General features: G+C 72.6%; 17 protein-coding genes. 3 read left to right on the plus strand and 14 right to left on the minus strand.

From position 1 onward, the window contains the following. Positions 1-29 precede the first annotated feature (29 nt). The 5 genes from SACE_RS19430 to SACE_RS19450 form a co-directional block, all read right to left on the minus strand. Positions 30-1,037 (minus strand): glycoside hydrolase family 5 protein, encoded by a 1,008-nt coding sequence (locus SACE_RS19430; RefSeq protein ID WP_009946710.1) that lies wholly within the window; start codon positions 1,035-1,037, stop codon positions 30-32. Between the two features lie 250 nt (positions 1,038-1,287). Further along, positions 1,288-2,439, minus strand: coding sequence for an acyl-CoA dehydrogenase family protein (locus tag SACE_RS19435; protein ID WP_009946709.1), 1,152 nt, complete (start codon positions 2,437-2,439; stop codon positions 1,288-1,290). Positions 2,440-2,446: 7 nt separating this feature from the next. After that, positions 2,447-4,000 (minus strand): 3-hydroxyacyl-CoA dehydrogenase, encoded by a 1,554-nt coding sequence (locus SACE_RS19440; RefSeq protein ID WP_009946708.1) that lies wholly within the window; start codon positions 3,998-4,000, stop codon positions 2,447-2,449. Positions 4,001-4,072: 72 nt separating this feature from the next. Then, positions 4,073-4,846 carry a CoA-transferase subunit beta gene (locus tag SACE_RS19445; RefSeq protein WP_009946707.1) on the minus strand — a complete coding sequence of 258 codons (774 nt, stop codon included), beginning with the start codon at positions 4,844-4,846 and terminating at the stop codon, positions 4,073-4,075. Continuing rightward, a complete protein-coding gene (locus tag SACE_RS19450; RefSeq protein WP_009946706.1) occupies positions 4,839-5,765 on the minus strand; it encodes a CoA transferase subunit A in 927 nt (308 codons plus the stop codon). Before SACE_RS19450 ends, SACE_RS19445 begins: the two co-directional genes overlap by 8 nt. Positions 5,766-5,878: 113 nt before the next feature. Here SACE_RS19450 and SACE_RS19455 point away from each other — a divergent pair, with 113 nt between their 5' ends. From SACE_RS19455 to SACE_RS19465, 3 genes are all read left to right on the plus strand, one after another. Then, positions 5,879-6,772 carry a LysR family transcriptional regulator gene (locus SACE_RS19455; protein WP_009946704.1) on the plus strand — a complete coding sequence of 298 codons (894 nt, stop codon included), beginning with the start codon at positions 5,879-5,881 and terminating at the stop codon, positions 6,770-6,772. Between the two features lie 208 nt (positions 6,773-6,980). Then, the gene (locus tag SACE_RS19460; RefSeq protein WP_009946703.1) at positions 6,981-8,303 is read left to right on the plus strand and encodes an MFS transporter; all 1,323 of its coding nucleotides are present in this window, start codon (positions 6,981-6,983) and stop codon (positions 8,301-8,303) included. A 24-nt stretch (positions 8,304-8,327) separates the two neighbouring features. Next, positions 8,328-9,536 carry an acetyl-CoA C-acetyltransferase gene (locus SACE_RS19465; protein WP_009946701.1) on the plus strand — a complete coding sequence of 403 codons (1,209 nt, stop codon included), beginning with the start codon at positions 8,328-8,330 and terminating at the stop codon, positions 9,534-9,536. Between the two features lie 48 nt (positions 9,537-9,584). Here the strand turns inward: SACE_RS19465 and SACE_RS19470 are convergent, their stop codons facing one another. Genes SACE_RS19470 through SACE_RS19510 form a run of 9 tightly spaced genes read right to left on the minus strand, consistent with a single transcriptional unit; the run spans position 9,585 to position 20,167 of the window. Continuing rightward, complete coding sequence (locus SACE_RS19470) at positions 9,585-10,955, minus strand: MFS transporter (protein WP_009946700.1); 1,371 nt, start codon at positions 10,953-10,955, stop codon at positions 9,585-9,587. Between the two features lie 37 nt (positions 10,956-10,992). Beyond that, complete coding sequence (locus SACE_RS19475; RefSeq protein ID WP_009946699.1) at positions 10,993-11,790, minus strand: SDR family NAD(P)-dependent oxidoreductase; 798 nt, start codon at positions 11,788-11,790, stop codon at positions 10,993-10,995. 28 nt (positions 11,791-11,818) lie between these two features. After that, positions 11,819-12,700 carry an alpha/beta fold hydrolase gene (locus tag SACE_RS19480; RefSeq protein ID WP_009946698.1) on the minus strand — a complete coding sequence of 294 codons (882 nt, stop codon included), beginning with the start codon at positions 12,698-12,700 and terminating at the stop codon, positions 11,819-11,821. 41 nt (positions 12,701-12,741) lie between these two features. Next, complete coding sequence (locus SACE_RS19485) at positions 12,742-13,434, minus strand: enoyl-CoA hydratase/isomerase family protein (protein WP_231849700.1); 693 nt, start codon at positions 13,432-13,434, stop codon at positions 12,742-12,744. Then, positions 13,431-14,180, minus strand: coding sequence for an SRPBCC family protein (locus tag SACE_RS19490; RefSeq protein WP_011874212.1), 750 nt, complete (start codon positions 14,178-14,180; stop codon positions 13,431-13,433). Before SACE_RS19490 ends, SACE_RS19485 begins: the two co-directional genes overlap by 4 nt. 32 nt (positions 14,181-14,212) lie before the next feature. Further along, the gene (locus tag SACE_RS19495; protein ID WP_009946693.1) at positions 14,213-16,501 is read right to left on the minus strand and encodes a xanthine dehydrogenase family protein molybdopterin-binding subunit; all 2,289 of its coding nucleotides are present in this window, start codon (positions 16,499-16,501) and stop codon (positions 14,213-14,215) included. Further along, positions 16,498-16,980, minus strand: coding sequence for a (2Fe-2S)-binding protein (locus SACE_RS19500; RefSeq protein ID WP_009946692.1), 483 nt, complete (start codon positions 16,978-16,980; stop codon positions 16,498-16,500). Before SACE_RS19500 ends, SACE_RS19495 begins: the two co-directional genes overlap by 4 nt. Beyond that, positions 16,977-19,313, minus strand: coding sequence for a xanthine dehydrogenase family protein molybdopterin-binding subunit (locus SACE_RS19505; RefSeq protein ID WP_009946691.1), 2,337 nt, complete (start codon positions 19,311-19,313; stop codon positions 16,977-16,979). Before SACE_RS19505 ends, SACE_RS19500 begins: the two co-directional genes overlap by 4 nt. Continuing rightward, positions 19,310-20,167, minus strand: coding sequence for an FAD binding domain-containing protein (locus tag SACE_RS19510; protein WP_009946690.1), 858 nt, complete (start codon positions 20,165-20,167; stop codon positions 19,310-19,312). Before SACE_RS19510 ends, SACE_RS19505 begins: the two co-directional genes overlap by 4 nt. Between the last annotated feature and the right edge of the window lie 509 nt (positions 20,168-20,676).

Here is a 20,676-nt window from a genome sequence, read left to right on the forward strand (position 1 = left end):
CAGGGACCTGCCGGTCGCCGAGCGCCGGCTCACCGGACCCGCTCGCGGACCCACACCCCGGCCGGCTTGAGCGGCTCGGTGCCGGTGTAGGGCCCGCTGTCGCAGGTGCCCTCCTCGAACACCGCGCCCGACCGGTGGTCGTCGGAGAAGTTCCAGTTGGTCCAGCTGATGTTCTTCTCCGCCATCAGGTCGAGGTAGCGCTGCGCCATGGCGAAGTCGTCGCCGCCGTCGCCGGACGCCTCCTGGGTGCCGAACTCGGTGACGAACAGCGGCAGCCGGTCCGCCGCCCGCGACAGCGTGCGCAGGTGGTCCTCGCCGTGGGACGCGGCGTAGAAGTGGAAGGTGTAGAGGATGTTGCCCGCGTCGACCGGGTTGTCGACGATCTCCTGCTCGTCGGCTCCGTCGGAGACGCCCAGCGACGACCACGCGCGGGTGCCGACCAGCACCACCGAGTCGGGGTCCTGCGCCCGGATCACCGGGATGACCTGCTCGGCGTAGCTCTTGATCGCGGGCCACTCGACGCCGTTGGGCTCGTTGGCGACCTCGTAGAGGACGTTGGGCTTGTCGCGGTGGGTGCGGGCGACCTCGGTGAAGAACGTCCGGGCCCGTTCGAGGTTGTAATTGGGGTCACCGGGATCGAGCATGTGCCAGTCGATGATCGCGTACATCCCCCGCCGCGTCGCGGCCTCGACGTACTGGTTCACCATCGCGGTGAAGCGTTCCGGGTCCTCCTCGTAGCCGCCTTCCTGGACGTACATGGAGATCCGCAGCACGTCGGCCTGCCAGTCGTGGGCGAGCGCGTCGAGCGACTCGTCGTTGACGCACTGGCCGTACCACTGCAGGCCGTGCGTGCTCATGCCGCGCAGCTGCACCGGTGCGCCGCTGCCGCACAAGGTGTTGCCGCACACCGAGAGCTTGCCGTTCACCGCCACCGGGGTGGGCTCCGGCGCGGCGGGCGGCGCGGCGTCCGCGACCGCGCCCACCGCGACCAGCATCGCGGCGAGAGCCGCCGTGCGAAGGGAGTTCTGCCATCTCATGAGCGTTCTCCTCGCCACGGCGGCGGAAAACAACAGGAAAGGAAGTTTCCGGTTGCGGGACCGTAGCGAGGTGCCCGGAAGATCGTCAAGGAATCCAGGGCGGCAGCGGCACAACGGCGGTACCGGCCCCACCGGACGGCGCAGTGCCGAGACCGGCTCCGGCCGCAGCGGCTCGTGGGCGGCGGCGGCTTGAGGGCGCGGCTTGTGGGCGACGGCTTGAGGGCGCGGCCTCGTGCGCGGCGGGCCGCCGCTACCCCGTCAGCGCGTCGACACCGGTGAGCGAGCGGCCGATGATCAGCTTCTGCACCTGGCTGGTGCCCTCGTAGAGGGTGAGCACCCGCGCGTCGCGCAGGTACTTGCCGACCGGGTACTCGTCGATGTAGCCGTAGCCGCCGAAGACCTGCAGCGCGTTGTTGGCCACCCGGACCGCGGTTTCACCGGCGTGGTACTTGGCCATCGACGACGCCGTGGCCAGCTCCTCCCTCGGCACGCCCCGCTCGGCGAGCTCCGCCGCCCGCCAGGTCAGCAACCGCGCCGCCTCGACCTCCACCGCCGACTCGGCGAGCAGTTCCTGCACCAGCTGGTGCGCCGCGATCGGCTTGCCGAACTGCACGCGCTCGCCCGCGTAGCGCACCGCGGCGGTGAGCGCGGCCTGCGCCACGCCCACCGCTCCGGCGGCCACCGAGATGCGCCCCTTCGTCAGCGCGCCGAGCGCGATGCCCAGCCCTTTGCCGGCGGCGCCCAGCCGCGCGGAGTCGGGCACGCGCACGTCCTCGAGCACCAGCTCGGCGGTCGCCTGGCCGCGCAGACCGAGCTTGCCGTGCAGGGTGTTGGCGGTGAAGCCCGGAGTCGCGGTCGGTACCAGGAACGCCGTGACCCCCTCCTCGGCCCGCGCGAACACCAGGGCCACCTCGGCCCAGGTGCCGTTGGTGATGAACATCTTCTGGCCGCTGAGCAGCCAGTCGTCACCGTCGCGGCGGGCGCGGGTGGCCAGCGAACCGGCGTCGGATCCGGACTCGGGCTCGGTGAGCGCGAAGCACCCGATGGCCTGCCCGCTGGTGAGCCGGGGCAGCCACCGCTGCTTCTGCATAGGCGTGCCGTGCGTGGCGATCGACTTGGCCACCAGGCCCAACGACACCGACACGATCCCGCGCACCGACGAGTCCCCGCGGCCGAGCTCCTCGATGACCAGCGCGTAGCTGAGCATGTCGGCCTCGACGCCGCCGTACTCCTCGGGGATGGTCAGTCCCAGGAAGCCGAGCGCGCCGAGCTTCTCGACCACGCCGAGGTCGACCTCCTCGCGGCGGTCCCACTCGCGCACGTGCGGCACGATCTCGGCGTCGACGAAGTTCGCGGCCATCTCGCGGAAAGCGGCCTGGGTGTCGTTGAGCTGGAGGTCCATCGGTTTCCTAGTCCTCACCGCCGCCGAGGACCTCGGCGGGCGTGGTGCCGGTTCCGGTCAGTGCGAGGCCGAGCTCGGCGCGCTCGACCAGCCAGCGGCTCGGCCGGTAGCGCGGGTCGCCGGTCTCGGCGTGCATGTTGCGCAGGATCGCCAGGATGCGCTCGCGCCCGGCGTGTTCGCCCCACTCCAGCGGTCCGCGCGGGTACCCGAGCCCCACGCGCACCGCGGTGTCGATGTCGGCGGGCCGGCCGATGCGCTGTTCGGCGATGCCGCAGGCGGTGTTGACGATCGAGGCCAGCAATCGCTGCGCGATCGTGGCGGGTGCGTCGGCGACGACCGTGACCGGCAGTCCGGTGGCCGACAGCGCGACGTGGGCGGAGGCGGCGGCAGAGACGTCGGCCGCCGGGTGCACGGCGAGCACGAGCCGGGAGGCGAAGTCACCGAGCGGGTCGACGCCGAAGACCCGGTGCACGGGAAGACCGCGGCTGCGCGCGACCTGGGCGGCGCTCTGGCCGTACGGGGTCACCAGCAGGACCGCGTCCTCGGACGGTTCCTCCTCGACCACGACGCCCGCCTCGCGCAGCAGGGAGACCAGCCGGTCGCGGCTTGCCGGCTCGGTGTCGTCGACCCACACCGGCCTTCGCGGGGCGTCGGGAGCGCCGGGCTCGGGCGCCTCCTGCTTGACGCCGTCGATGTAGCGGTAGAAGCCCTCACCGGTCTTGCGGCCGAGCAGCCCGGCCTCCAGCCGGGACCTGGTGATCCCGGACGGCCGCAGCCGCGGGTCGCCGTAGAAGCCCGACCAGATGCTCTCCAGCACCGGGTGCGAGACGTCCAGGCCGGTGAGGTCGAGCAGTTCGAACGGCCCCATCCGCAACCCGAGCACGTCCCGGGCGATCCGGTCCACATCGGACGGTTCCACCGCGGACTCGGACATGATCTGCAGCGCTTCGGTGGCCAGGCCGCGTCCGGCGTGGTTGACCAGGAAGCCCGGGGTGTCGGTGGCCAGCACGGGCTGGTGCCCGAGGCGCCGCACCAGCTCCACCAGGTCGGCGGACAGGTCCTGGCGGGTGCGCGCGCCGGGGATCACCTCGACCAGTTTCATCAGCGGCACGGGGTTGAAGAAGTGCAGGCCGATGAGCCTGGACGGGTCGGCCAGCGCGGCCCCGATCGCGGTCACCGAAAGCGAGCTGGTGTTGGTGGCCAGCACCGCGTGCCGCGGGCAGACCTCCTCCAGTCCGGCGAAGAGCTCGCGCTTGGTGTCCAGGTCCTCCCGGACGGCCTCGACGACCAGGTCGCAGGAGTCGGCCGGCGCCAGCGGGTCGCCGACCGGCCGCAGCCGCGCGGTCGCGGCGTCGGCCTCCTCGGCGCTCATCCGGCCCTTGCCCACCAGCTTGCCGAACATCTCGCCGACGTGGTCGACCGCCGCCGACACCGCCTCCTGGCGGGCGTCGGCCAGCTCGACGGTCAGCCCGGCCGCCGCGGCGAGCTGCGCGATGCCCCGCCCCATCACGCCGGTACCGATCACCCGGACCACGTTGACCTGCTGTGCCCACTGCCCCATCGCAGCATCTCCTCCAGAAACCGTCGTAGGACCCGCTCGGCGGGCCGGTGAGCGCGCACCGGCCGGTCGCCCTCAGCGTAGATAGACCCGCCGCGGGTCGATCTCCTCCCGCAGCAACCGGAGTTCACGCTCGGTCGGCGGATTCGTGGTCGGCAGGTCGGCGGCCACCTCCAGCGGCCAGCCGGTGGCCTCGCGGACCTGGTCGGCGTCGACGCCGGGGTGCACCGCGACGAGCCGCAGCTCCTCCTCCGCGCTCTCGCGCCGCAGCAGTCCGAGTCCGGTGATCACCGTGGTCACGCCCCGTCCGCGCACCGGCGCGTCCGGCACGGCCGCCCGCGCCCGCGCGGGTCCCGGGCTCGTGCAGAAGTCGAGCTCGTCGACGAAGGAGCGCCGGTCGTGCCTGCGCATCACCACGAACACCTCGCGCGAGTTGGCCATCACCTCGGCCGCCCCACCCGAGCCGGGCAACCGGGCCTTCGGTCGCTCCCACTCGCCGATGACCGTGCTGTTGAGGTTGCCCCACCGGTCGATCTGGGCGGCGCCGAGGAAGCCGACGTCGACGTGCCCGCCCTGGAGCACGAACCCGAACAGCGCCGACATGCTCAGCACCGACTCCGCCCCGGAGACCAGGAACGAGTCGCCGATGGATTCCGGCAACCGCTGCGGGTGCGCCCCGTACACGCCGGACTCGTAGACCAGGCCGACATCGGGTGCGACGGTGCGCTGCGCCAGCGCGACCGCCAGCGTCGGCAGGCCGATCCCGGCGAACACCCGGCGCCTGCCCGCCAGCTCCCGCGCGCTGAGCACGCTGAGCAGTTCGGTGGTGGTGTACTCGGCGTCAGTCACGTGCGGCTCCGTAGTCGACCGGTGCGGACAGCGCGGATTTCGGAATGAGCTCGTCCCAGTGCGCGTCACCGAGCTTGGCCAGGTACTCGGAGTGGTCGGCGAGGTCGTGCACCCACTCGTCGAGCCACTGCCGCAACCGCTCCGGATCGCGGCTGATCTCCGGCCACGCGCGGTAGAAGGCGCCGTCGCGCTCGTAGTAGCCCTGCACGTAGGAGGGATGCGCACCGCGCGGGCACTCCACGACCGCGTCGACCACGAACTCCGGGATCAGCGTCCGGTTCGGGTCGGAACGGATCACCTCCGGCGCCACGACCTCCTCGACCACCACGACGACCTTGCGCGCGGCGAAGGCCACCTCCTGCTGACCGCCGAGCATGCCCCAGACCTGGGTGTTGCCCGCCGCGTCGGCGCGCTGCGCGTGCAGGATCGCCACGTCCGGGTTCAACGGCGGGACCGCGTGCACCGTCGTCCCGTCGTCGAACGGCGAGCGGACGGTGCGGATGTTGGGGTTGACCCGCGGCAGGTCGCTGCCCGCGTAGGAGCGCAGCGGGTAGAACGGCAGCCCCTGCGCGCCCGCGAGGTAGCGGCCCAGGAGCCCGTAGTGGCTGTACTCCTCCAGCTCCAGCGGTTCGGGATCGGCGTGCTCGACGCGCCTGCGCAGCTCGTGCAGCGATCCGACGGCGCTGTTGCCGACGAAGGAGGAGACGAGCTTGCGGGCGACCCCGGCGGCCAGCATCTGGTCGAAGACGATGTCGGCGGTCATGCGCACCAGCGTCAGGTCCCGCCTGCCCTGCCGGATGATCTCGTGCCCGGCCGCCACCGGGATCAGGTGCGTGAAGCCCTCCAGGGCCACCACGTCACCGTCGCGCACGTGCGCCGAGACGGCCTCGCGCATCGTGGCGGTGCGGTCCTCGCCCACCGTCGACCTCCCTCGGTTCGGGTGGATCCAACCAACCACGCCGCGGCGAGAGCGTCCAATACTGAATTCAGACGCCAGTAAGATGGAATGCCGAACAATCGAGGAGGTGCGCCGTGGAGTTCCGCCATCTGGCCGGGTTCGTCGCCGTCGCCGAGGAGCTGCACTTCGGGCGCGCCGCCGCACGCCTGCACATCGCCCAGCCGCCGCTGAGCCAGCAGATCCGCCAGCTCGAACACGAGCTCGGGGTGCAGCTGTTCGAGCGCAACACCAGGTCGGTGCGGCTGACCTCCGCGGGGCAGGCGATGCTCGACCCCGCCCGGCAGGTGCTGGCCGACCTCGACGTGGCGACCCGGGCGGCGCAGGCCGGCGGGCGCGGCGAGATCGGGCGCGTCAGCATCGGCTTCGCCGGGGCGAGCAGCCACGAGACGCTGCCCCGCCTGACCCGCGCGGTGCGGGCCAGGCACCCCGGCATCGAGCTGGTGCTGCGCGGCCAGACCTACTCCGGCGAGGCGCTCAACAAGGTCGCCGAAGGCGAGCTCGACCTGGGCTTCGTGCGGCTGCCGGTCCGACGCGACGGGGTGGCGGTCCGGCTGGTCGAGCACGAGCACCTGGTCGCGGCGCTGCCCGCCGAGCACCGGGTCGCCGACCGGAACGAGATCAACCTGCCCGACCTGGCCGACGAGCCGTTCGTGACCTTCCCCGGCACCCGCGGCTCGGCCGTCCGCGACGCCCTCGTGCACGCCTGCGTCACCGCCGGGTTCCACCCGCGGATCGTTCAGGAGGCACCCGACTCCTACACGATCCTCGCGCTGGTCGGCGCGGGCGTCGGGGTGACGCTGACGGTGTCGTCGGTGCAGCACATCCGTACCGAGGGCATGGTCTACCGGCCGCTGGCGGGTCCCACGCAGCCCATGTCGCTGGCGCTGGCGTGGCGGCGCGACAACCCGTCGGCCGCGCTGCGATGCGTGCTGGCGGTCTCGGAGGAAGCCATGCCGACCCCGGAGTGATCCCGCGGGGCGCGAGCCAGCTCTGGCGTGAGCAGACGCCGAGGCGATTATGTCGATCCGCGTCTTGCTGCGCGCCTGATTTGGTATTGGACGGTATCGCGCACGGCGTGTCAGGGTGGCCGCTACCGCAGCCCGTGAGCCCGATCACGCCCTGCGGCCTCAGCTCGCTTCCCAGGACGACGCAGTCCTGCCCACGAGGAGCCCGTCCATGAGCCAAGCCGTACCCGACACCAGAGTGGCGCGCCGAGCCGGTATCGCCTCGTTCACCGGCACGACCATCGAGTGGTACGACTTCTACATCTACAGCAGCGCCTCCGCGCTGGTGCTGAACAAGGTCTTCTTCCCCACCGTCGACCCGGCCGCCGGCACGCTGGCCGCCTTCGCCACCTTCTGGGTCGGCTTCCTGGCCCGCCCGGTCGGCGGTGTGCTGTTCGGCCACCTCGGCGACCGCATCGGCCGCAAGAAGACGCTGATCACCACCCTGCTGCTGATGGGCGGCGCGACCACCTGCGTCGGACTGCTGCCCACCTACGCCACGATCGGCGTCGCCGCGCCGCTGCTGCTGGTCGTCCTGCGGATGCTGCAGGGCGTGGCCATGGGCGGCGAGTGGGGCGGAGCGGTGCTGATCGCGTCCGAGCACGCGCCGAAGGGCAGGAAGATCCTCTACGGCGCCTTCGCCCAGCAGGGCTCCCCAGCGGGCAACGTGCTGGCCACCCTGTCGTTCCTGCTGGTCGCCCAGCTTCCCGACGAGGCGTTCTCCAGCTGGGGCTGGCGGATCCCGTTCCTGGCCTCCGCGCTGCTGGTGGTGGTCAGCCTGGTGATCCGGCTCAGCGTCGAGGAGTCGCCGGAGATGCGCAGGCTGATGGAGTCCAGGACGGTGGCCAAGCTGCCCATCCGAGACGTGCTGCGCAGCTCGCCGCTGATCATCGCGCTCGGTGTGGGCGCGTGCACCATCGCGGTGTCTGCCACCTACTTCAAGTCGACCTTCGCGCTGTCGTGGGCGGTGTCGGACCTGGGCTTCCAGCGCTCGACCTTCCTCACCGTCATCCTCGTCGCGGGCATCGCCCAGCTGATCTTCCAGCCGCTCGGGGCGGTGCTGGCCACCCGCTGGGACCTGCGCCGCGCGGTCACGGTGCTGCTGGTGCCCGAGCTGGTGCTGATGCCGGCGATGTTCTGGCTGATCAGCACCGGATCGCTGGGGCTGTCGATGCTCGGCATGGCGGTGGCGACCCTGCCGCACGCGATGTACTACGCGGCGCTGGCGGGCATCCTGGCCCGGTCCTTCCCCGCGCACGTGCGCTACACCGGGATCTCGCTGTGCTACCAGCTGTGCACGACGCTGTTCGCCGGTACCGCGCCCATGCTCGGCCAGTACCTTATGAACGTCACGGGGTCCATCGTGTCGGTGGTGTTCCTGGCGGTGGCCCACGTGCTGTTGACTCTGTTCTGCGTGCTCGCCCTGCTGCGGCGCGCACCGTCCACCGAGGGCGAGCCCGTGGCCGAACGGCCCGTGGTCGCCCGGTCCGCCTGACCCGACTGCAAGTGAGGAGCAGCAATGCGCGACGCGGTCATCTGTGAACCGCTGCGAACCCCGATCGGCGGCTTCGGCGGGGTGTTCAAGACCGTGCCCGCGGCCGAGCTCGCCGCCACGGTGATCACCGCCCTGCTGGAGCGCACCGGGCTGCCCGGGTCCGCGGTCGACGAGGTGATCCTCGGCCACTGCTACCCCAGCTCCGACGCACCCGCGATCGGCCGGGTGGCCGCGCTCGACGCGGGCCTGCCGGTCGAGGTCGGCGGCACCCAGATCGACCGCCGTTGCGGCTCGGGGTTGCAGGCGGTGCTCGACGCGGCGATGCAGATCCAGACCGGCGTCAGCGACGTGGTGCTCGCCGGCGGCGCCGAGAGCATGAGCAACGCGCCCTTCTACACCACCGAGGCGCGCTGGGGCATCCGCGGCGCGGGTCTGCAGCTGCACGACTCGCTGGCGCGCGGCCGGGTCACCGCGGGCGGCGCCAACCACCCGGTGCCGGGCGGGATGCTGGAGACCGCCGAGAACCTGCGCCGCGAGTACGGGATCTCCCGGCAGGAGCAGGACGAACTCGCGGTCCGCTCGCAGCAGCGCACCGCCGAAGCGGTCTCGGCCGGGCTGTTCGAGGAGGAGATCGTGCCGGTGACGGTGCGCTCCCGCAAGGGCGACACCGTCGTGACCGCCGACGAGCACCCTCGCCCGGACACCACGCTGGACAAGCTGGCCGGGCTGAAGCCGGTCCTGGGCAAGTCCGATCCCGACGCCACCGTGACCGCCGGCAACGCCAGCGGCCAGAACGACGCGGCGGCCGTGTGCGTCGTGACCACGTCCGAGAAGGCCGCCGAACTCGGCCTGCGTCCGCTGGTGCGCCTGGTGTCCTGGGCCCGGGCGGGCGTGCCGCCGCGCACGATGGGCATCGGTCCGGTGCCGGCGACCGCCAGGGCGCTGGAGCGCGCGGGGCTCGGGCTCTCCGACATCGACCTCATCGAGCTCAACGAGGCGTTCGCCGCGCAGGTCCTGGCCTGCACCCGGGAGTGGGAGCTCAAGCCGGCCGACTTCGACCGGCTCAACGTCCACGGATCGGGCATCTCGCTGGGCCACCCGGTCGGTGCCACCGGCGGACGCATCCTGGCGACGCTGTCGCGGGAGATGAAGCGCAGGCAGGCCCGCTACGGCCTGGAGACGATGTGCATCGGCGGCGGCCAGGGCCTGGCGGCGGTCTTCGAGCGGATCTGACGCAGGAGGACCGGGCCCGCGCGGTCGGCGCGGGCCCGGTCCGTCCGGTCAGGAAGCGCCCTGCGCGCTGGGCTGTGCGCCGATCTCGTCCAGCTCGCGTCCCTTTGTCTCGGGCGCCGCGACCGCCATCCACAGCGAGGCCAGCAGCAGGAGAACGCCGATCACCGCGAAGGTCATCGGCAGCCCGAGGTGCGGCCACAGCAGCGAGCCGAAGATCAGCGGCACGAACCCGGCACCGATGCGGCTGACCGTCGAGGCCCAGCCGAACCCGCTGGCGCGCAGCTCCGTCGGGTACAGCTCCGAGACGTAGGCGTACAGGGCCGGGATCGTCAGCTCGATGAGGAAGCCGAACGCGGTGATCCACGCCTTGGCCGCGAAGTCGATGTCGAGCTGGTAGGCGAACAGCACCAGCGACAGCGCCGCCAGCGGACCGCTGGCCCCGATCACCCACTTGCGCCCGACCACGTCGACCAGCCACGCCGACACCAGCACCCCGACGATGCCGATGGCGGTCATCAGCGTGGTGACCATGAACGCCGCGTAGTTGCCGTAGCCCTGGCTGATCAGGATGCTCGGCAGCCAGGTCAGCGCGCCGTAGTAGACCAGGAAGACGGTCAGGAACAGCGCCCAGGACGCCGAGGTGATCCCCGCGCTGAACCGCCACAGGTCGCGCAACTGCCCGCCCAATGCCCGAGGTGAAAGCTTCGCCTTGGGCGCGGGTTCGGGCAGCACCCACGGTTCGGCGGTCGCGCCGGTGCGCCGCACCAGCGCGTCTATCACCGCTCTGGCCTCCTCACCGCGTCCCTTGCGGACCAGGTACATCGGCGACTCCGGCACCGAACGGCGCACCCAGAACAGCAGCAGCGCGGGCAGCACCATGACCAGCAGCAGCATCCGCCAGCTCCCGGTGGCCACGATCAGCCCGGCCGAGACCACGCCGCACAGCGTCGCCCCGATCGGCCACCACACGTCCATCGCGGTCAGCACCTTGCCGCGCACCTTGGCCGGGGTGAACTCGCCGACCAGCGCGTAGTCCACCGGGATGCAGCCGCCGAGGCCCACTCCGGCCAGGAACCGGAACACGCAGAAGGTGACGAAGTCCGGCGAGGCCGCACCTGCCACCGAGAACAGCGAGAACATCAGCAAGGTCAGGCTGAACGCGCGCCTGCGGCCGATGGTGTCGGCGATCCAGCCCCACACGATCGCGCCGACCGCCATGCCGATCAGGTTCGAGGTGCCCACCCAGCCGCGCGCGCCGGGCGAGAGGCCCCATTCGGCTCCGACGAGCGGGATGAGGAACCCGTTGAGGGTCACGTCCCACGCGTCGAACATGAACCCCAGTCCGCCGATCAGGAAGATCGTGCCCTGGGTGTTCCACTTCCACGGCAGTTCCTGGACGACCTGGTCTCCGGTCTTCATGGCAGGCTCCGTTCGGTCTGGGCCGGCAGTGCGGACCTCAGAGGTCCATGATCGCCTTGCGCTGCCCGCCGTCGAGCGGGATGTGCGCGCCGTTGAGGTAGCTCGCCCGCGGCGAGGCGACGAAGGTCACCACGTCGGCGACCTCGTCCGGTTCGCAGATGCGGCCCAGCGGCAGCGACGCCAGCGCCAGCTCGTGCGCGCGGTCGCCGGAGACCTGCTTGTCGCGGGCGAACGCCGCTTCCAGACCCGCCCACCGGTCGGTGTTGACCGGCCCGGGGTTGACGGTGTTGCAGCGGATGCCCATCGGCCCGTACTGCTCGGCCACCGACGAGGCGAAGTTGATGTCGGCGGCGTTGGCCGCGCCCGCGGTCATCTCCCAGTAGGACGGCTTGAGACCGTCGTTGCCGACCACCAGCACGATCGATCCCTCACCGCGCTCGCGCATGTGGCCGATCACCGCGCGCACCGTGCGCACGTAGCCGAGGAACTTCAGCTGCATGCTGCCGAGCCACTGCTCCTCGGTCAGCTCCTCCAGCAGCCCGCCGGGCGAGGAACCCGCGCAGGTCACCACGATGTCGATCTTGCCGAAGCGGTCGATGGCCGCCTGCACGCACCGCTCGACCTCGGCGGTGACGCTCATGTCCCCGGCCAGCCCCAGCGCCTCGCCGCCACCGGCCGCGGTGATCTCCTTGGCCGCGCGCAGGATGTCGGCCTCCGTGCGCGAGACGACCACCACGTCGCAGCCCTCCGCGGCGAGCCGCTCCGCGGTGGCGCGGCCGATGCCCTTGCTGGCGCCGGTGACCAACGCGGTCTTGCCGTCGAGCTTCAGATCCATTGCGGACTCTCCCTTGTCGCGTCGGGGCTCACTTGGCGCCCGTGGTGGACGTGCTCAGCGAACGCGGATCCCTGGCGGGCCAGCGGTCGTTGACGACCTGGGCCAGGAAGCGCTCGACGTGGATGTTGAACAGCTCGGGTTCCTCGAGGTTGGTGACGTGACCGGTCCTGGGCAGCACCAGCAGGCCCGCCCTCGGCATGGTGCGCTTGAGCATGAGGTCGGTCTCCAGCACGCCCTCGTCCTCGTCGCCTGCGACGATCAGGGCCGGGACCTGGCAGCCGGCCAGCTCGCCGCGCAGCGCGTACAGCGAGGGACGCGCCTTCTGCACCGCGCGCATCGTCAGCGCGGCACCGATCGGGTCGTGCTCGGCGAGCACCGCCACGTGTTCGGCGTGCCCGCGCGGGTCCTTGTTCTCGAACTGAACGCGGGCCGGGCCGTAGCCGTACCACTGGGCCATCTCGGCCGAGCCGTCGGTCTCGAAGGCGACCGCGACCTTCTCCGACTCGGCGCGGAACGTGTCCTGGGTGTCGGGATGCGCGCCGTAGCCGCACCCGGCCACCACCATGGAGCGGGCGCGGGACGGGTAGCGCAGTCCGAAGTGGAGGGCGCAGAACCCGCCCATCGAGTTGCCGACGACGTGGGCGGACTCCGCACCGATGGCGTCGAGCACCGCGGCCAGGTCGTCGACCGCCCGGTACTGGCCGTACGCGGCGGGATCGCCCGGCACGTCCGACGGCGGGAAGCCCCGCGCCGCGTAGACGACGCAGCGGTAGGAGCGGGAGAAGTGCCTGATCTGCGGCTCCCACGAGCGGTGGTCGCCGGCGAACTCGTGGACGAACACCAGCGGGACACCGCTGCCCGCCTCCTCGTAGTACAGGCGCACTCCGTCGTCGGTCGTGGCGTGGGGCATCCGGGCCTCCGTTTCCGGGACTCATCTCGCGGCCGCGGCCGCTACCTGCGGGGAACCTCCCCGGTGAACACGGCGCCGTTCTCGGTGCGTTCGCGGGCGAGCCTTTCCAGCAGCCGCTCGCCGTGCACGACGTGCTCCTTGGCCCTGCGCACCGCGTCGGGGTCGAGGCCGGTCACGGTGCGCGCGACCGCGAGCGCCTCGGCCAGCGGGGCGTCGGCGACGCGGTCGAGCAGTCCGATGCGGACGGATTCCTCCGGCTCGACGAACCGCTGGCTGAAGATCAGTTCGAGGGCGTGCCTGCCGACCGTGGACGGCAGCGCCCACGGCCCCACCGAGAGCCCGTGCGCGGGACCGACGAAGCGGAAGCGGGCGCGCTCCGAGCCCAGCCGCACGTCGCAGGCCAGCGCGAGCTGCGCGCCACCGCCGACCGCGGCGCCGTCGATCGCCGCGACGATCGGTACCGGCGCGGTGATCATCTGCTCGAACAGCGCGTACAGCTCGTCGCTGACCGCCTTGCGCTCGGCGTCGGGGACCGCGAGGTCGGCTCCCGCGCAGAAGCGCCCGGAGGTCTGCGAGCACACCACGATCGCCCGGGTGCCGGGACCGGCGCCGGAGATGTGCTTGCGCAGCGCGGCGACCAGCTCCAGGTCCAGCGCGTTGTGGACCTTCGGCCGGTCCAGCGCCAGCAGCAGAACGCCGGCTTGGGGTTCGGAAGGCCTCAACGACGTGCTCATCGGCGCCCCAGCAGTGTCACGACGCGGCGGGCGGGCAGGGTGTAGCGGTCGGCACCGACGCGGACGGTGGCGTCGACGATCTCGTCGGCCAGCACACCGCGCCGCCTGCCCCGGCCGCCCAGCAGCCTGCCCGCGACGACACCGACTGCGAGCGCGGCGGCCAGCGGCGCGATCCGCTTGGCGAGCGGTAACGCGACCAGCGACATCCCGTCGAGCTCGGCTTCGGCCGCCCGCGGTTCCGCCGCGGGGGCGGCGGCCGGCGGCGCAGGGGCGGGCTCCGCCGGCGAGGCGGCGGGTGCGGGCTCGGCGAGCAGGCCGCTGAGGTTGCCCGCGAACTGCTCCATCAGCTTCTGCGAGACGTCCCCGAGAGCGCCCCGTCCGAACTGGGCGACCTTGCCCCGGATCACCAGATCGGTGTCCAGCGACAACACGCTGCCCTCGTCGTGCGGGCGGACCCGGACCCGCACCTTGGCCTCGGCCGCGCCGCCGCCGTGCTGGTCGGCGCCCCGCGCGTCGAGGACGATGCTGCTGCCCGCGCGGTCGACCTCCAGGAACCGCACGACCCCGCTGTAGGCGGCCGAGATCGGCCCGACCTTGACCTTCACCCTGCCCTGGTAGCCGTCATCGCCCGAGCGCCCCTGCAGGGTGGCCCCCGGCATGCAGGGCGCGACCCGTTCGACGTCGTTGATCAGGTCGAAGACCTGCTCCGGCGGCGCGGGCAGCACCACCTCGTTGGTCAGCCGCATGGCAACTCCTCCCTCTCGCCGCGGCGAGCACGTCAGTTCGCGAGCTCGGCGACCCGCCGCGGTGCCAGCGGCAGGTGCCCGACGTCTCCGGACAGGCCGATGGCGTCGCGGACGGCGTTGGCGACGGCCGCGCCGACGGCGGTGATCCCGCCCTCGCCCGCGCCCTTGACGCCCAGCGGGTTGTCCGGGCTGGGCGCGTCCTCGGTCACCAGCGCCTCGACGACACCTGGGACCTCAGCGGCCGTCGGCAGCAGGTAGTCCATGAACGTCGTCGCCTGGGGCTGTCCCTGTTCGTCGTAGTGGAAGTTCTCGTAGACCGCACCACCAAGCCCCTGCGCCACTCCCCCGAGCAGCTGACCCTCGACCAGGGCGGGGTTGATGGCCCGGCCCACCTCGTAGGCGACCAGGTAGCGCAGCACCGAGACGTGCCCGGTCCCCCGGTCGATCTCGACCAGCGCCACGTGGACGCCGTAGGGGTAGGTCATGTGGTCGACCTCGAAGACGCGGCGCGCCTGCAGCCCCGGCGCGACCCCGGCCTCCAGGTACCTGCTGCCGGGCGCGCAGGCGGCGGCGACCTCGGCCAGCTCGACGCGCCGGCCGTCGGCGGCGAAGCCGGCCCCGTCCTGCTCGACCCACGCCCGCGGCACGTCGAGCATCAGCGCGGCGACCTGCCGGGCGCGCTCGACCACGGCCTGGGCGGCGAGGTCGACGGCGTTGCCCGCCAGCACGGTCGAGCGGCTGGCCCACGACCCGAGTCCGAACGGCTGCAGCTCGGTGTCGCCGTTGACGACGCGGACCGACGTGTAGTCGACGCCCAGCCGGTCGGCGGCGATCTGGGCGAGCGCCGTCTCGATGCCCTGGCCCAGCGACGTGCCGCCCGAGTGCACCCGCACCAGCCCGCTGGGTTCGACCAGCACGTCGGCGGTCTCGTGCGGACCGAGCCCGCTCTTCTCCAGGAACATCGCGAACCCGAAGCCCGCCGTGCGGCCCTCGGCGCGCAGCCGCTCGGCTTCGGCCCGCCACGGCAGCGTCCGCTCCAGCGCGGTGCGGAGCAGCCCCGGGTAGTCGCCCGCGTCCAGAACGACGTCGGTGCCGAGCGCGCGCAACGGCCGGACGTGGGGCATTTCGTCGGCTCGCAGCAGGTTGCGACGGCGCAGCTCGGCGCGGTCGATGCCGATCCGGTCGGCCGCGACGTCCAGCAGGTGCTCCCGGGCGAACGTGCCCTCGTAGCGGCCGGGCGCGCGATAAGTGCCGCACGGCGTCTTGTTCGTCAGCACCACGTCGACCGCGGCGTGGTAGGCCGGAACCCGGTACGGCCCCGGCAGCATGCCGATCGTCAGCTCCGGCACCAGCAGCCCGTGCGTGCGCAGGTAGGCGCCGTTGTCGTGCACGATCTCGTCGCGCAGCGCGAGCAGGCGCGCGTCGGCGTCGAAGGCGGCGGCGACGCGGTGGCGCTGCTGCCTGGAGTGGTTGAGCGCGACCAGGCTCTCCGCCCGGTCCTCGGTCCACTTCACCGGCCGCCGCAGGTGCCGGGCGAGCCACGGGATCAGCAGGTCCTCGGGGTAGAACTCGCCCCTCGCGCCGAATCCGCCCCCGGTGTCCATCGCGTGCAGGCGGATCCGCTCCTGCGGCATGCCCAGCATCCGCGCGAGCACTCCGCGGTTGAACACCGGGACCTTGGTCGCACCCCAGACCTGCAGCGTCCGCGCGGCCACGTCGTACTCGGCGACCAGTCCGCGCGTCTCCAGCGGCACGGCGGCGTGCCTGCCGACCTCCAGCTCGAGCTCGACGACGTGCTCGGCCGCCGCGAACGCCCCGGCGACGTCGCCGTATCCGGCCTCCAGCGTGGCGACGGGCTTGGTGCCGGCCGCCTCCACCGCGGCGGGAAGCTCCCGCAGATCCACCACGACCAGTTCGGCGGCGTCCTCGGCGGTGTAGGGGTCCTCCGCCACCACCACGGCCACCGGTTCGCCGACGTAGCGGACCCGGTCGACGGCCAGGACCGGTTGCAGGCTCTCGGCGGGTTCGTCGCCGCGCGGCAGCCTGATGGGGATCGGCGGGATACCGGCCAGTTCCGCGCCCGTGATCACGGTGAGCACACCGGGCACACTCCGCGCCTGCGCGGTGTCGACGCCGAGGATCTCGGCGTGCGCCGAGCCGGAGCGCACCACCCGGGCGTGCGCCTGGCCGATGCGGTCGACGTCGTCGGCGAAGCGTCCCAGGCCGCGCAGGAGCCGGTCGTCCTCGTGCCTGCGCACGCTGGTGCCGATGACGCGGTGCCCGACGGCGGTGCCCGCGGTCGGCGCGCTGGTGGTGCTCATGCCCGCTCCCGCCTGCTCTCCGCGACGTCGGCGACCGCCTCGACGATCCCCTGGTACCCGGTGCAGCGGCACAGGTTCGCCGAGACCGCCTCGCGAATCTCCTCCCTGGTGGCGTCGGGGTTCTCGGCCAGGAACGCCTCGGCGAGCATCAGGAAGCCCGGTGTGCAGAACCCGCACTGCAAGCCGTGCCTGCGGGAGAACGCCTCCTGCAGGTCCGACAGCCGGTCCCCGTCGGCCAGGCCCTCCACGGTGCCGATCTCGGCGCCGTCGGCCTGCACGCCGAACATCAGGCACGAGCGCGCGGGCACACCGTCGACCAGGACGGTGCACGCCCCGCAGATCCCGTGCTCGCACCCCAGGTGCGTGCCGGTGTAGCCGAGGTCGTGGCGCAGCACGTCGGCCAGGGTGCGCCGGGACTCGGCCAGGACCTCGTGGGGCTCGCCGTTTACCGTCAGGCTGATCAGGTGCTGGTCCTTCATCGGTTGCGCTCCAGGGCTCGGTGGATGTGCTCCGGCCGGACGGGCAGCGCGTCGAGCTCGACGCCGGTGCCGCGCAGGGCGTCGTTGACCGCGTTGAGGATGGCGGCGGGAGCGCCGATGGTGCCGCCCTCGCCCATCCCCTTGGCACCCGTCTCGGTGAACGCGCACGGCGTCTCCAGGTGTTCGACGCCGATCTCGGGGATCTCCGAGGCGGTCGGCACGAGGTAGTCCATCAGGCTGCCCGCGGTCGGCTGGCCTTCGGAGTCGTAGCCGATCTCCTCGTACAGCGCACCCGCGATGCCCTGCGCGACACCACCGCGCACCTGGCCGTCGACGATCTTCGGGTTGATCACCACGCCGCAGTCCTCGACGACGAGGTAGCGCAGGATGCGCGGACTGCCGGTGCCGGGATCGAGCTCGACCACGACGCCGTGGGTGGCGTTGGAGAACGTGCCGGAGGTCAGCACGTCGAAGGACGCCTCGGCCGACAGGCCGGGGCCGACGTCCTTGGGCAGCCGGTTCGCCCGCAGGTAGGCGACTTCGGCGACCTCGGCGATCGGCATCCCGTCCCCCGGGGTGTCGCGGCGGCGGCACCAGCCGTCGGCCAGGTCGATGTTGCCCGCCTCGGTGTCGAGCAGGTGCGCGGCCACCGTCCGGATCTTGTCGGCCAGCCGGGAGGCCGAGAGCCGGACCGCGCCGCCGCCGATGGCCGCCGAACGGCTGGCGAAGGTGCCCCAGCCGTAGGAGACCAGGTCGGTGTCGCCCTGGCGCACCTTGATCCGGTCCGGGTGCAGGCCGAGCTGGTCGGCCGCGATCTGGGCGAGCGTCGTCTCGTGGCCCTGGCCGTGCGCCGAGGTGCCGGTGGTCACCGTGACCGAGCCGCCGGGGTCCATCCGCGCCTCGGAGATGTCGTAGCCGGGGACGACCGCCATCTTGCGCTGCGCGAACGCTTCTGTGCCGTACCCGGTGCGCTCGTTGAAGCAGGCGAAGCCGATCCCGATGCGCCGGTCGCCGTCGCGGGAGTCGAACCAGCCCTCCTCGCGCAGCCGGCGCTCGCAGAGGTCGAGCGAGTCGCGGTAGGAGCCCGGGTCGTAGGTGATGCCGTTGATGCCGGTGTAGGGGAACGAGTCGATCAGGTTCCTGCGTCGCAGCTCCAGCGGGTCCAGCGACAGCTCGCGGGCGGCGCGCTCCATCAGGCGCTCCATCACGGCCACGATCTGCGGGCGGCTGACACCGCGGTACGGCGCGGTCGGCGCCTTGTTCGTCGCGATCGCCCTGGCCCGCGCCCGGTAGCGCGGAACGCGGTAGACGCCGGGCAGCTCCGCCGAGGCCATCAGCGGCTCGACCCCGCTGGTGAACGGGAACACCGAGTACGCGCCGACGTCGCAGCGGATGTCGGCGTCCAGGGCGAGGATGCGGCCTTCGGCGTCGAACGCGGCCCGCACGTCGTACTGCTGCTGGCGGCCGTGGAAGCTGGCCGACAGCGCCTCGGAGCGGTCCTCGATCCACTTCACCGGCCTGCGCAGCCGCAGGGCCGCCGCGGCCACCGCGATCTCCTCGCGCCCGACCACGCTCTTGAGCCCGAATCCGCCGCCGACGTCGGTCACCACCACCCGCACCTGCCGCTCGGCCAGCCCCAGGCAGCGCGCGGCGGCGGTGCGGACCTGGTGCGGCACCTGGCTGGAGACGTGCAGGACGAGCTGCTCGTCGCGGTCCACCCACTCGGCCAGGCAACCCCTGGGTTCCAGCGGTAAGGCGTTCTGCCTGCCCGTGCGCAGCGCCGTCCGCACGACGCAGTGCGCGCCGGTGAAGACGTCGTCGATCTCGTCGTCGCTGAACGACGCGACGTCGAGGAACGTGTTGGCCGCGAGTTCGTCGTGCACGCCCTGCGCCCCGGGTGCCAGTGCCTCCTCGATCGAGGTGACCGCCTGCCGCGCTTCGAAGTCGACCGCGGCGCGCTCGGCGCCGTCCTCGGCGGCGTAGGGATCATCCGCGAGCACGATCGCCAGCGGTTCACCGGCGTAGCGCACGGACCCGGCGGCCAGGATCGGCATCGAGGTCGCGACGAACTCCTGCCGGTCCAGCAGCGCGGTCAGCCCGGACACGCCGAGTTCCCCATCTGTGAACACCGCCCGCACACCGTCCACACCGGACACCTCGGACAGGTCGACCGACGCGCGGACCGCCGAGGCCACCGGGCTGCGGACGAACGCGGCGTGCAACGCGTCCGGCCTCGGGCGGTCGTCGACGAAGGAGCCGCGACCGGTCAGCAACCGGTGGTCCTCCTTGCGGGCGAACGACTTGCCGATCCAGCCCTGTCCGTGCCCGGTCATACCGCCGTCGCCTCCCGGCACGCGCGAGCGACCAGCGTGCGGGTCAGCATCCGGCGGTAGTCGGCGCTGCCGTGCGCGTCGTCGCCCGGCTCGATCGCGGTGGCCGCCGCGTCGGCGCAGGCGGTGAACAACTCGTCGCCGAGCTCGGCCCCGGACAGGACCGCCTCGGCCTCGGGGACCCGGACCGGCACCGCGTCGACCCCGCCCAGTGCGATCCGCCCGCCCCGGCACACCCCGTCGGCCACGTCGAGGTCCACGGCGGCGGCCACGATCGCGAAGTCCCCGGCGCGCTGGGCGAACTCCGTCAGCGCGGCGTGCGGCGCCGGGCACGGGAACACGACCTCGACGATCATCTCGTCGGGTCGCAGGGCCGTGTCGAGGAAGCCGGAGAAGAACTCCGCCGCCGGGATCGAGCGGCGCCCGCCGGTGCTCTCGGCGACGATCTCGGCGTCCAGCAGGACCGCGAGCAGGCACCACTCGGCGGTGGAGTCGGCGTGTGCGAGGCTGCCGCCGACGGTGCCCCTGGTCCGGATCGGGTAGTGGCCGATCCAGCGCGCCGCCCTGCTGAGCACGCCGAAGGAGTCGGGGAGCCGCGGTGCGCGGGCGGTCTGCACCTCGTGGTGCGTGGTCAGCGCGCCGATGCGCAGCGCGGCGCCGTCGGAACGCAGGTAGCGCAGGCCGTCGACACGGCCGACGTCGACCAGCGCGGCCGGTCGTGCCAGCCGGAAGTTCATCATCGCTACCAGGCTCTGGCCGCCCGCGAGCAGCTTGGCGTCGTCGCCGAGCTCGGTGAGCAGCTCGACGGCGCCGCGGACGTCGTGCGCGCGGTGGTACTCGAACGGTGCCGGCTTCACGCGGACTCCAATCGGCGCGGTAACGCACGGTCTCGCGCGGCGGTGAGCGGTCCCGGTCGGCGACCGCACGACCGGCCGGACAGCGCGAGGGTTGGCACTACCGTCGCGGACCGCGCGATGGTTCGCACGCCGGTCGCCAGGCAGCGGCACTGTGGGGTGTCTGTGGCCAGGGCCGCGCTGGTGGGGCGGCCCTGCCGGAGGCCGGCAGACCGGCGCATCGCCGCGCCGGCGGCGCGGTTCGGCCGGGCGGTGGCGCAGTACATGGCGGCCATGCCGGGCGTACGGCTCCGTGGGCGGCCGGTGGACCGGCGCCCGGTCATGTCAGCGGGGCGGCTCCATCGGGTGGCGGCGAATTGATGCGCGGTGGCCCTCTCGGCGGCGCGGCTTCGTCGGGTGGCGGCGGAGAGTTGCATGGCCGTGCCAGCAGGCCGATGCACGGCAGTACCGGCAAGGCGGCCCTGTCCCGGATCGACGGTCCAGCGCACGCCCGCGCCGGCGCCGCGGCTCGG

Origin of the sequence: Saccharopolyspora erythraea NRRL 2338, from assembly GCF_000062885.1 — a bacterium.
GTDB lineage: Bacteria > Actinomycetota > Actinomycetes > Mycobacteriales > Pseudonocardiaceae > Saccharopolyspora_D > Saccharopolyspora_D erythraea.

Excerpts from the sequence above, each read along its gene's own strand:
- SACE_RS19460 (WP_009946703.1), top strand. The coding sequence starts at position 6,981 with ATGAGCCAAGCCGTACCCGACACCAGAGTGGCGCGCCGAGCCGGTATC.
- SACE_RS19475 (WP_009946699.1), bottom strand. The coding sequence starts at position 11,790 with ATGGATCTGAAGCTCGACGGCAAGACCGCGTTGGTCACCGGCGCCAGC.
- SACE_RS19495 (WP_009946693.1), bottom strand. The coding sequence starts at position 16,501 with ATGAGCACCACCAGCGCGCCGACCGCGGGCACCGCCGTCGGGCACCGC.
- SACE_RS19470 (WP_009946700.1), bottom strand. The coding sequence starts at position 10,955 with ATGAAGACCGGAGACCAGGTCGTCCAGGAACTGCCGTGGAAGTGGAAC.
- SACE_RS19500 (WP_009946692.1), bottom strand. The coding sequence starts at position 16,980 with ATGAAGGACCAGCACCTGATCAGCCTGACGGTAAACGGCGAGCCCCAC.
- SACE_RS19485 (WP_231849700.1), bottom strand. The coding sequence starts at position 13,434 with ATGAGCACGTCGTTGAGGCCTTCCGAACCCCAAGCCGGCGTTCTGCTG.
- SACE_RS19480 (WP_009946698.1), bottom strand. The coding sequence starts at position 12,700 with ATGCCCCACGCCACGACCGACGACGGAGTGCGCCTGTACTACGAGGAG.
- SACE_RS19440 (WP_009946708.1), bottom strand. The coding sequence starts at position 4,000 with ATGGGGCAGTGGGCACAGCAGGTCAACGTGGTCCGGGTGATCGGTACC.
- SACE_RS19490 (WP_011874212.1), bottom strand. The coding sequence starts at position 14,180 with ATGCGGCTGACCAACGAGGTGGTGCTGCCCGCGCCGCCGGAGCAGGTC.
- SACE_RS19465 (WP_009946701.1), top strand. The coding sequence starts at position 8,328 with ATGCGCGACGCGGTCATCTGTGAACCGCTGCGAACCCCGATCGGCGGC.
- SACE_RS19435 (WP_009946709.1), bottom strand. The coding sequence starts at position 2,439 with ATGGACCTCCAGCTCAACGACACCCAGGCCGCTTTCCGCGAGATGGCC.
- SACE_RS19505 (WP_009946691.1), bottom strand. The coding sequence starts at position 19,313 with ATGACCGGGCACGGACAGGGCTGGATCGGCAAGTCGTTCGCCCGCAAG.
- SACE_RS19430 (WP_009946710.1), bottom strand. The coding sequence starts at position 1,037 with ATGAGATGGCAGAACTCCCTTCGCACGGCGGCTCTCGCCGCGATGCTG.